Source organism: Pseudomonas nabeulensis (assembly GCF_004682045.1).
GTDB lineage: Bacteria > Pseudomonadota > Gammaproteobacteria > Pseudomonadales > Pseudomonadaceae > Aquipseudomonas > Aquipseudomonas nabeulensis.
In genome coordinates this window covers 59,944-69,154 of record NZ_QUZT01000039.1, presented here as the reverse complement: position 1 = coordinate 69,154, position 9,211 = coordinate 59,944, and the positions used below count along the sequence as shown (strand labels likewise).

The following is a 9,211-nucleotide window of genomic DNA, read 5'->3' as shown; positions in this document are numbered from 1 at the left end:
GGGGCTTGCCCCCGATAGCGGTGGGTCAATCAGCTTATGTATTGACTGACACACTGCCATCGGGAGCAAGCTCCCTCCCACATTTGGATGTGTGCCAGACCCGGAAGGTAAGCACACCCGCTCCCACTATTATCAGTCAGTGATGAATCGCACGCCCGGCTTGGCCCGCTCATCCACCGTCAACTCAAACACATCCGGCCGCGCATAGTGCCCCACCACGTCATAGTCATACCGTGCGCGCACCAGTTCATCGGTATCAATCTGCGCCACCAGCAACCCCGCCTCACCGACCAGCGGCCCCGCCAGGATGTCACCCATCGGCCCGACAATCACACTGCCACCGGCGATCAAGGGACGGTCTGACGGCCAATTCGCGATGTCCACCCCGAGCGCCGCCGGTGAGGCCTGGACCTGACACGCACTCACCACAAAGCAACGCCCTTCGTGAGCGACGTGACGCATGCTCACCTGCCACATTTCTCGCTCATCCACCGTTGGCGCGCACCACACCTCCACACCCTTGGCGTACATCGCCGTACGCAGCAGCGGCATCATGTTTTCCCAGCACACGGCGCCGCCCACACGCCCAACCGCCGCGTCAATCACCGGCAGCGTCGAACCATCGCCTTTGCCCCAGATCAACCGTTCAGTGCCAGTGGGCATCAATTTGCGATGCTTGGCGACCAGGCCGCCAGCGGGTTCGAAATACAGCACCGTGCAATACAGCGTATTGCCACTGCGTTCGATCACACCCAAGACCAGGCTGGCACCGGTGCGCGCCGACAACCCGGCCAGGACGTCAGTCTCGGCACCCGGCACATCAATGGCATTGGCGAAATAGCGGGCGAACGCTTCACGCCCCTCGGGCAAGCGATAACCCAGCTGTGTACCAAACGCCTCGCCTTTGGGATAACCACCCAACAGCGCTTCTGGCATAACCACCAACTGCGCACCGCTGCGCAGGATCTGGTCCTCATAGCTGAGGATTTGCGCCAGGGTTTCGCCCTTGCCGCCAGGCAGGGAACCGATTTGCAGGGCCGCCACAATAGAAACAGGCATCACGATCACTCCAACGTCAGGGGTTGCCCATTCTCCCGCCAGCCTCGATCATGAATAAAGCCCACTTCAATGCTGAATGATATGAGTCAAATGAATATCGCCCAAGTCGATCTCAACCTGCTGAAAACCTTCGAAGCCCTGCATGACGAGTCCAGCGCCAGCCGTGCGGCGTTGCGCCTGGGCGTGACGCAATCGGCCATCAGCGCAGGGCTGCGGCGTTTGCGCGTGGTCTATGACGATCAATTGTTCGTGCGCACCGGGCGCGGTTTGGCACCGACGTTGCGCGCCAATCAGCTGAAACCGGTGATCAGCGAGGCACTGGAGCGCTGTCGGCAAAGCCTGGCCATGGTCAACCCGGACAACCAGCAGTATCAGGGCCGTTCAGTGGTACTTGGCCTGTCGGATGATTTCGAGATTGCCTACGGTCGGCGTCTGATGGACGAAATCGCACAGCGGGCGCCGAAATTGCGGGTGATATTCCGTCAGACCCATAGCCAGATCGTCGCCGGTGCCTTGTTGGATCGCACCCTGGACCTGGCAATCACCGCAGGTGGGTTTGCACAAAACAGGCTGAGCCGGCAGGTGCTGGGCGAAGGTGATTACCGTTGTTTGGTGGATTCGGACCAGACCCGCATCAGCCTGGACGAGTTCGTCAGACGCGAGCACGTGTTGGTGTCTTCGGGCGGCTTTATCGGGATTACCGACGAGGGGTTGGCGGCACAGGGGCTGAGCCGCCAGGTGTGCGCCTCCACCAGCCACTTTGCCGCGCTGCCCTTTTTGCTCAAGGGCAGCCAGGCCGTGGCGACCATCCCAGGCCACGCGGCGCAGGCCATCGCGCAGGTGAGCGGGTTGCACGTGCTGCCATGTCCGCTGGCACTGCCCCGCTACCCCGTGGAAATGGGCTGGCGGACCCAGGCGCAGCTTGATCCGCTGTTACTGAAAGTGCGTGAAGCGATTGTGGCGAGCTTTACTTGTTCGCCGCCATCAACTTGTTGACCTCACTGCGCACCATGTTGGAGAACTCCGGCGGCGACATGCCGTCGAGTTCCGCGCGCACCCACTCGGCCCACTTGCCCTTGCGCTTGGCGCGCTCGCCGAACAACCGGGCGGCTTCGCCCTTGGCCTTGCCCAGGTTGGTTTGCCACAAGTCATACAGGCGAGACTTCTCGTCCTCCACTTCGGCGCGTTCGGCAAGGGTCTTGTTGGCCAGATTGAAACTCATGTTGAATTACCTGCTGCACAAATAGGCGACATCTTACACTGTAGGTCGAAATTTCCTGATTCGGATTTTGCCAAGGACTACGCTTTGGCAAAAAAACTGCAACTTTTGCCGCTGCCCGACACTCCATTGTTCACTGTCACATTCACTCGCAAGGAGTCACACAATGGCCCGCAAAACCGCTGCCCAAGCTGTCGAAGACCAAATCAAGGACCAAGCCTTCAGTGAGCTGAGCGCGCTGATCGAAGAATCGGACAAACTGCTTAAAAGCAGTGCATCGCTGGTGGGCGAAGAAGGCGAGACCCTGCGCGAGCAGGTGGCCCTCAAGCTCAAACAAGCCCTGGAGTCGGTGTCCAACGTGCGCGAACGCAGCAAGCCGGTGGTAGATGCCACCGAAACCTATATCGGTGGCCACCCATGGCAGACTGTGGCGATTTCCGCAGGCTTTGGCCTAGTGGTGGGCCTGCTGCTGGGTCGTCGCAACTGATCGCATAAGGCTGCGCCGGATTCGGCGCAGCCTGTTTTATTGCCCGGCCAATTCCCGTAGCCGTGCCAACTCTTGTGCATCCACCTCGATACCCAGCGCATCCGACTGCGCCCGTGTACGATGCCGCCGATCCCCCGGCAACCGCCGCAACCCCGCCGCATGCATCTGCCGCACCAGCTCCTGGCTGCGCTCGGCGAAGCTTTGCCCGGCGGTTTTGCCGGGGTCGATGACAATCAGCAATTGGCCAGTCCACGGTGTACGAGCGCCTGGATGATCGGCCCAATTGAATTCGAACGAGAAGTTGCCACCGGTCAGGGCCGCCGCCAGTAATTCCACCATCATCGACAACGCCGAGCCCTTGTGCCCGCCAAATGGCAGCAGTGCACCGCCTTCCAGTACGGCCTTCGGGTCTTGTGTGGGCTGGCCCAGGCTGTCTACGCCCATGCCCGCCGGCAAGCGCTCGCCCTTGCGGGCCGCGATCTGTACATCCCCGTGGGCGATGGCGCTGGTGGCCAGGTCAAACACGATCGGCAGGCCATCGGCACGTGGTGCAGCAAAGGCGATGGGATTGGTGCCAAACAACGGCCGGTCGGCGCCATGGGGCACCACGCAGGTCATGCTGTTGACCACGCTCAATGCCACCAGGCCTTCTTCGGCAAAGGGTTCGACGTCGGGCCACAAGGCGGCAAAGTGATGGGAGTTGTGGATGGCCAGCAGGGCAATCCCGGCGCTGCGGGCTTTCTCCACCAACAACGGGCGGGCGGCCTCCAGCGCCGGCTGGGCAAAGCCGTTACCCGCATCCACCCGCACAAACCCCGATGCCACATCCGTGACGACAGGTTCGGCCTTGCCATTCACCCAGCCGCTGGCCAGGGTGCTGACGTAGCCGGGGATGCGGAAAATACCGTGGCTGTGTGCACCGTCGCGCTCGGCACTGGCGCAGTTGTGCGCCAGGGTTGCGGCGACCTTGGGCGAGGTGCCGTGCGACACGAAAACCTGATGAAGCAACGCCACCAGTTCGGTAAAACCGATGCGGGACAACGCCCGCTCATGGACCTGTGACATCTGAAGCTCCGATTTTATGATTGGAAGGGGCAACAAGACTGGATATCCGGACCGTCGATTAACACCGCGGGGCAAGTCCGCTGTCAACCCGTGTTTCCTCCTGCGGCAGTTATCTACCTCCAGGCCTGATTGACGTGTCCGTACCCTGTCGCTTTACCCCGCCGGCAGTGCCCGGCAGCGACGGAGAGTGATCATGGCACGGGTAACGCCACCGTATTTTTTTGATGAATTCCTGCAACCGATTCGCAGGGTCAAGCCCTCGGAACGCGAACGCGCACTAGGGCTGACTCTCAAGGACCTCGACTGGCTGCACACGCTGTATTACGCCACCGACGCCGGCCGGCAGAACCCCGCGCATCTGGGAGCGCCGATGGTGGTCGAAAGCCTGCAGGTCAACCTGGCTAAACCGCCGGCGATTCCGCTGGCAGGTGTATTCCTGATGAGCCCAAGCCCGGATGCCAACAAAGCAGTGCTCTACACCCCCTACGGTGGTCTTGAGGTGTTCGACACGCGGGATACGTTGCTGGCAGGTCTCACCACACGGCTCAACGATCCTGCGCAGCGCGTGGATCTGTGCCGTTTCCTGTCCATCGCCCAACGTGCACGCCTGTCCCTCGATAAGACGCTGTCGTTGTCCGCAACACTCATCGCCGGTGCGGTCATGGAAGATCAGGAGCGAGTGCTGCAAGCGGCACAATTACAGAACGTACAGGCCATGCTGGTACAACTGCGCAAAACCCCAACCTTGCCATGGATGCTCGACACCTTGCTGACGATCATGGGGCGCTCGTATTTTCCAGCGCTGGATCAACGTGATACGCGCATGGACTGTTATGTTGCCAACAACAACGGCGGCTCCGTACAACGCCTGTTGACCTCTATGCCCTTGAGCCAGGCGCTGTTGCAGTTTTATGTGCAGCAGTCCTGGCCCACCGACAAGACCCGCCGGTTCTACAACCCGCGTCAGCTCACCAGCAGTTTGTCCGAAGCCCAACAGGCGCAACTGCATGAGCAATGGGACAGCCTGGTCGAACAAACCGCCGGCATCTTCTCCAAATTGCTCAACAGCCTGATGCTGACTTACTGGAATGAAGACTTCGACACAGGCCAATCTCGACTGGAGTTCTTCGCCCAGGTCATGAGCGATAAGTTTCGCCTGGACCTGCTGCTCAAGCGCCAGAACGGCATCCTGTCCGCCACCGAAAGCCACCTGCTGCTGGCAATGTTCTTGCCTGATCACGCTGCACGGACAGCCTACGCCGATACTTTGCGTATCGAGAAAGTCCGAGTACAGGCACCGTACCAGCACTATGTGGACTTGGCCGGCACCTTGATGATCAGCGATAGCTACGCCTACCTCTATACCCAGGCCCGCGGGCTGCAGGTGCTCAAGGATATGGATGACCTGAAAGACACCTTGCGTTCGATGCTCAAGGCTTCCGGCCATGAAGATGAGCTATTGAATGTTGTGTCGCAGGAAGAGCACAGCCTGTTTATCGGTCTTGACCAGGTACAAGTCACTGGCCTGCCCATCGCCAGCGGCGTGTTTCAGGAGATGATCGAGGACATTGCAACCAAGCAACTGAGCAACCTGGAGTACGCCCTGGGGCTGTATAGGCGCAGCAATGGCACAGTCGATCTGGATGCCTTGCTCGATCACGCGTTGGACCTGCGCGCGATGCTCGATAACCGTTTACTGACGCTGGACACCGGCGGACGCTGGACCCTCCACCCGGTGAGCAGTGGAAATGGCCGGCCATCCACGGTGCAGGCCGAGCATTCCAAGCAGCGCTTGCTGCCATTGCAGGCTGCCACCGCGGCACTGGCGCTGGAGCGCAGCAGCGCGCCGACACTGCGCCGCCTGGTGACTCATGCGTTAAATACCGAACTGGAAAAACGCCAACAGGACCTCAAGAGCGACGAGGTTCATATCAACACTTACGACACCCCAACCCAGGAGCGTGAGGAGCGCCTGCCCCTGAAATCGCTGAACCTGGTGGAACACTTTATCGAACGCCTGGCCAATCAGGCCGGGCCGATCACGCAGTCGTCCTACATCGGCTTCTACGGCCCGCGTGAAGAAGGCGCGGCCAAGCGCTTGAACAGCCTTAACACCCGCACCGTCAATGCCATCATCGATCAAGTGATGTTGTCGTTCGTCCAGCACGACCTGCGCACCCTGCCCCGTGTGTTCCTGGAAAGCCAACAAAGCCGGCTGAGCCAGAGCCTGATGCTGGGCCTGCGAAATGAAGCCGACCTGCGGTTGTTGAGTAAAACCCTGACGCCTCGAGGCCAAGCCATACTCGATACCGTTTTGCGCCCCGACAGCCTGACACGCATCAACCGCCATGGACTGAACGGTTTTCTACCGGACGCTTTCGCCCTGACACTCACCCTGGGCGACGACCCCACGCCTCATCCTCTGGCCAACTGTTTTGTGCTCACCGAGCGCGGTGGCGTGGATCCCCAGCGGTCAGGCCAGGCACAGCTATGGACACCCCGCAATGGCCACGAAACATTCCTTTCGATTGAAGCCCTGCGCACACACCTGCAGCAACGCCTGGACGATCCCCGGACCCGCGTGCCGCTCCTGGAGAACCTGCACATCACCAGGCAGGCGCCCCACCAGGTCTATCGACTTGGCCCGTTGCAGCGCATTGATGGGAACCTGCTGGACGACCGCCAGCAGTCTTACCGGCTCTACCTGAACGATGCCATCGACTACCTGATGACGATGAAGCTGGGGCCACGACAGCTGCAAGACTGCCTCGACGCGCTCATGCAGCAGTCCCCTCCCACCAACCTGGCCAGGGCCACCGCCGTCGCGCAGTCGATCATTCTTCAACAGGCACTGCCGGTGTGGCTGGGCCTGGCCTCACCGGCCGAGCAGATCCAGCACGCCGAACTGATGGAGCAATATCGCCTGAGCGCAGCGGGCGACCGGGATTATCTGCACGGTATCCCGCAGTTACGCACCCACGTGGCGGCACGCTTGTCTGAACTGCTGGAAGCGCGCTATCCGGGCCAGGGGCTCAGCCCCGACAACGTCATGATCCCCGAACGTCGCGCCCTGGAAGGCGACCAGCAGACCCTCACCGACTTCGCCCTGCGGCACCACCCCGACCTGCAAGGCACCGATATTCGGCCCCATTCACGCACCGCAACACCGCTGCCACCTGCGCTGAACGCCAGCGCGGTGGTGCAGATGGTCCAACAATTAGGCCTTGAGAGCACGTATTCGACCTGGTTCGCCGAGCATTTGCCCGCCGAGACCGAGGACGCCCGTGAGCGGCGCAGACTGTTTTGCCGGCAGTTACCGTGGCAAATGTTGACGTTTGCCCACGAAGAAAAGCTGGAGGAACGCCTTTCCGCAAACGCCTGGAGCCTGATCCAGCAAGTGTTTGACATGCCGGATGGGGTGGCCAGAAGCGCCGTCGCAGGTGCGAACGCGATTATTCGCCCGCTGGAATTGATTGCCACCGAAGGCGCAACACCCGCCCTGGTAAACGCCGTCTACCTCATCACGCCGCCCACGGGAGAAAGCGGGCCCTGGGTGCTGTACGCCCCTTACAGCCCGCTGTATCCGCTCAAGGAGTATCAGCGCGAAGAAGACCTGATTCGTGAAATCAGTACACCCGGAGCGTTGCAAAACTGGATCCTGCGCCGTCTGGACGATCCACACCAAGCCACCTATCGACATTTATTGCCGCAGCAGGTCTCCCCCAGCGCGTCAGAAGTGCGTGTCGGCCGCTCGCCGATCCTCGGCAACATCCTGTGGCGCCTGTTCAAGGACAATATTCAATTGCTCATGAAGCTATCGGCCAGTCAGTTCGACAAGCTTGGAGGCCCTGAATGGCACAGCCTCGCCAACTTGTTGCGAGAGGGGCCGGCGGCGGCGGTGGAGTTCATTCAGGGCAAGCTTCGCTTCCCCCTCGTGGTATGGCGCAGCTACAAGATACTCAAGGTTGCGATGGAGGATCTGCAACAACAACGTTTCGTCAGAGGCTTCCGCGGAGTTATTCGAGGACTGGCGCAGTTGGCCTCATTGCGCAAGGAACTGGCCTCGTCACCAGAACCCTCACCGCCGTTGCCGGCCAACAGGCCGCTTGAATGGGAGGACGAATCCACCTTGCCAGCAATCACCCTGGCCGACCTGAACGTGACTGATCCGTCGAGGACGCACTTGCAAGCCTTGGAAAACCATGGCGTTGCCCTGACAGACCTGGTCCACAACGCCACGAGCCATGTGTACGAAGACAAGGCATCCGTCGGCGCATTCGTGCCCTTGGCCGGCAAGGTGTATCCAGTACGCAAAGCCGGCGAGCATTGGCGCTTGTCCGACGGCGAACAGCACGGGCCCTACGTACGCTGCGATACCGCGAATAAATGGGTACTGGACCTCGACAAGCATCACCCGCGCTTTGGCAAGACCTTGTCACGCCACAGTCACCGGTACTACACACGGGTGGCCGAGCGACAGGCCATGAACATCGAGGCTATCGGTATGCGTGCCATTGCTGCCATGTCCAGTTGGCGCGCCCAGGCCATCAATGAAGCGCTCAATGTGGCGACTTACTACGCGGTCAATTGCAAACGCAATATTCTCAATTACGCGAAAATACGCGACCCCGGCAGTCGGATGGGACGTTTTTTCACCGAGCTGTTCGGCGTGTTGACGCTGGCGCCTGCGCAGTTGCAAAAAATCGAAGACTGCGTGGATGAGGTGCTCGGTGATCTGGTCCATCACTCCCTGACCAGTCCTGATTCCATGCGTTTTGTGTGCGGCACTGCCAACCTGGCGGATGCAAGCACCTTTGCCTTTACGCTGCCTGACGATGCCGACCAGAAAATCTATCTGCTCAACCCGTTCTTTGATCCGCCCTTCGATATCTATGAAAACCGACTCAACACACCGTTCAACATCGTTGCCCACGCACGCGCTGCGGTATTGATTCACGAGCTTTCGCACTTGAAGTGCTTGACCGAAGACATGGCGTACCTGGACAGCATGCGGCCGTTTCCGGACCTGATCAACATGTCCATCCGGGGTGCGCCGGTGCTTAAGACCCAACTGGTGGACCTGCGCGACACGGCGCTGTCCGTGCTCACACCGGCCAGCCTTTTGTTCAAGTCATGGAATGAATGGGTATCAGCCTGGGAGGACTTTGGAATGTCGCGCGACTCGACATCAGTCAAACGCAAAGTTCTCCAGACCACCGGCACCCGCACCCTCGATGATGCCCGGCAGATCTTTATGACCGACCCGGATAAACGCATCGCCACTATTCTTGGCAACGCTGACTCGGTGACCTACTTGATCACACAGGTAGGACGCATGCTGGATTTGGGGGCGTGAATAAAACGAGGCAAACGAGAATCAG

General features: G+C 60.2%; 6 protein-coding genes. 3 read left to right on the top strand and 3 right to left on the bottom strand.

Annotation, left to right across the window (positions count from 1 at the left end):
• Positions 1-132 precede the first annotated feature (132 nt).
• On the bottom strand, positions 133-1,059 hold the full coding sequence (locus DYL61_RS19910; RefSeq protein ID WP_135309745.1) for a carbon-nitrogen hydrolase family protein: 927 nt from the start codon (positions 1,057-1,059) through the stop codon (positions 133-135).
• Positions 1,060-1,140: 81 nt separating this feature from the next.
• Here DYL61_RS19910 and DYL61_RS19905 point away from each other — a divergent pair, with 81 nt between their 5' ends.
• The gene (locus tag DYL61_RS19905; RefSeq protein WP_135309744.1) at positions 1,141-2,055 is read left to right on the top strand and encodes a LysR family transcriptional regulator; all 915 of its coding nucleotides are present in this window, start codon (positions 1,141-1,143) and stop codon (positions 2,053-2,055) included.
• On the opposite strand, the gene DYL61_RS19900 is transcribed toward DYL61_RS19905, so the two are convergent.
• A complete protein-coding gene (locus DYL61_RS19900; RefSeq protein WP_105697122.1) occupies positions 2,027-2,281 on the bottom strand; it encodes a hypothetical protein in 255 nt (84 codons plus the stop codon). The two genes, DYL61_RS19905 and DYL61_RS19900, sit on opposite strands and share 29 nt — an antisense overlap.
• Before the next feature lie 163 nt (positions 2,282-2,444).
• Here DYL61_RS19900 and DYL61_RS19895 point away from each other — a divergent pair, with 163 nt between their 5' ends.
• Positions 2,445-2,765: an ElaB/YgaM/YqjD family protein gene (locus DYL61_RS19895; RefSeq protein ID WP_135309743.1), complete on the top strand. Its 321-nt coding sequence runs from the start codon at positions 2,445-2,447 to the stop codon at positions 2,763-2,765.
• A gap of 36 nt (positions 2,766-2,801) precedes the next feature.
• Here the strand turns inward: DYL61_RS19895 and DYL61_RS19890 are convergent, their stop codons facing one another.
• Complete coding sequence (locus tag DYL61_RS19890; RefSeq protein ID WP_135309742.1) at positions 2,802-3,830, bottom strand: Ldh family oxidoreductase; 1,029 nt, start codon at positions 3,828-3,830, stop codon at positions 2,802-2,804.
• 193 nt (positions 3,831-4,023) lie between these two features.
• Here DYL61_RS19890 and DYL61_RS19885 point away from each other — a divergent pair, with 193 nt between their 5' ends.
• The gene (locus DYL61_RS19885; protein WP_135309741.1) at positions 4,024-9,186 is read left to right on the top strand and encodes a dermonecrotic toxin domain-containing protein; all 5,163 of its coding nucleotides are present in this window, start codon (positions 4,024-4,026) and stop codon (positions 9,184-9,186) included.
• Positions 9,187-9,211: the final 25 nt, after the last annotated feature.

What these genes read in the sequence shown, in the direction of transcription:
- DYL61_RS19910 (WP_135309745.1), bottom strand. Translation starts at nt 1,059, where the DNA reads ATGCCTGTTTCTATTGTGGCGGCCCTGCAAATCGGTTCCCTGCCTGGC.
- DYL61_RS19905 (WP_135309744.1), top strand. Translation starts at nt 1,141, where the DNA reads ATGAGTCAAATGAATATCGCCCAAGTCGATCTCAACCTGCTGAAAACC.
- DYL61_RS19900 (WP_105697122.1), bottom strand. Translation starts at nt 2,281, where the DNA reads ATGAGTTTCAATCTGGCCAACAAGACCCTTGCCGAACGCGCCGAAGTG.
- DYL61_RS19895 (WP_135309743.1), top strand. Translation starts at nt 2,445, where the DNA reads ATGGCCCGCAAAACCGCTGCCCAAGCTGTCGAAGACCAAATCAAGGAC.
- DYL61_RS19890 (WP_135309742.1), bottom strand. Translation starts at nt 3,830, where the DNA reads ATGTCACAGGTCCATGAGCGGGCGTTGTCCCGCATCGGTTTTACCGAA.
- DYL61_RS19885 (WP_135309741.1), top strand. Translation starts at nt 4,024, where the DNA reads ATGGCACGGGTAACGCCACCGTATTTTTTTGATGAATTCCTGCAACCG.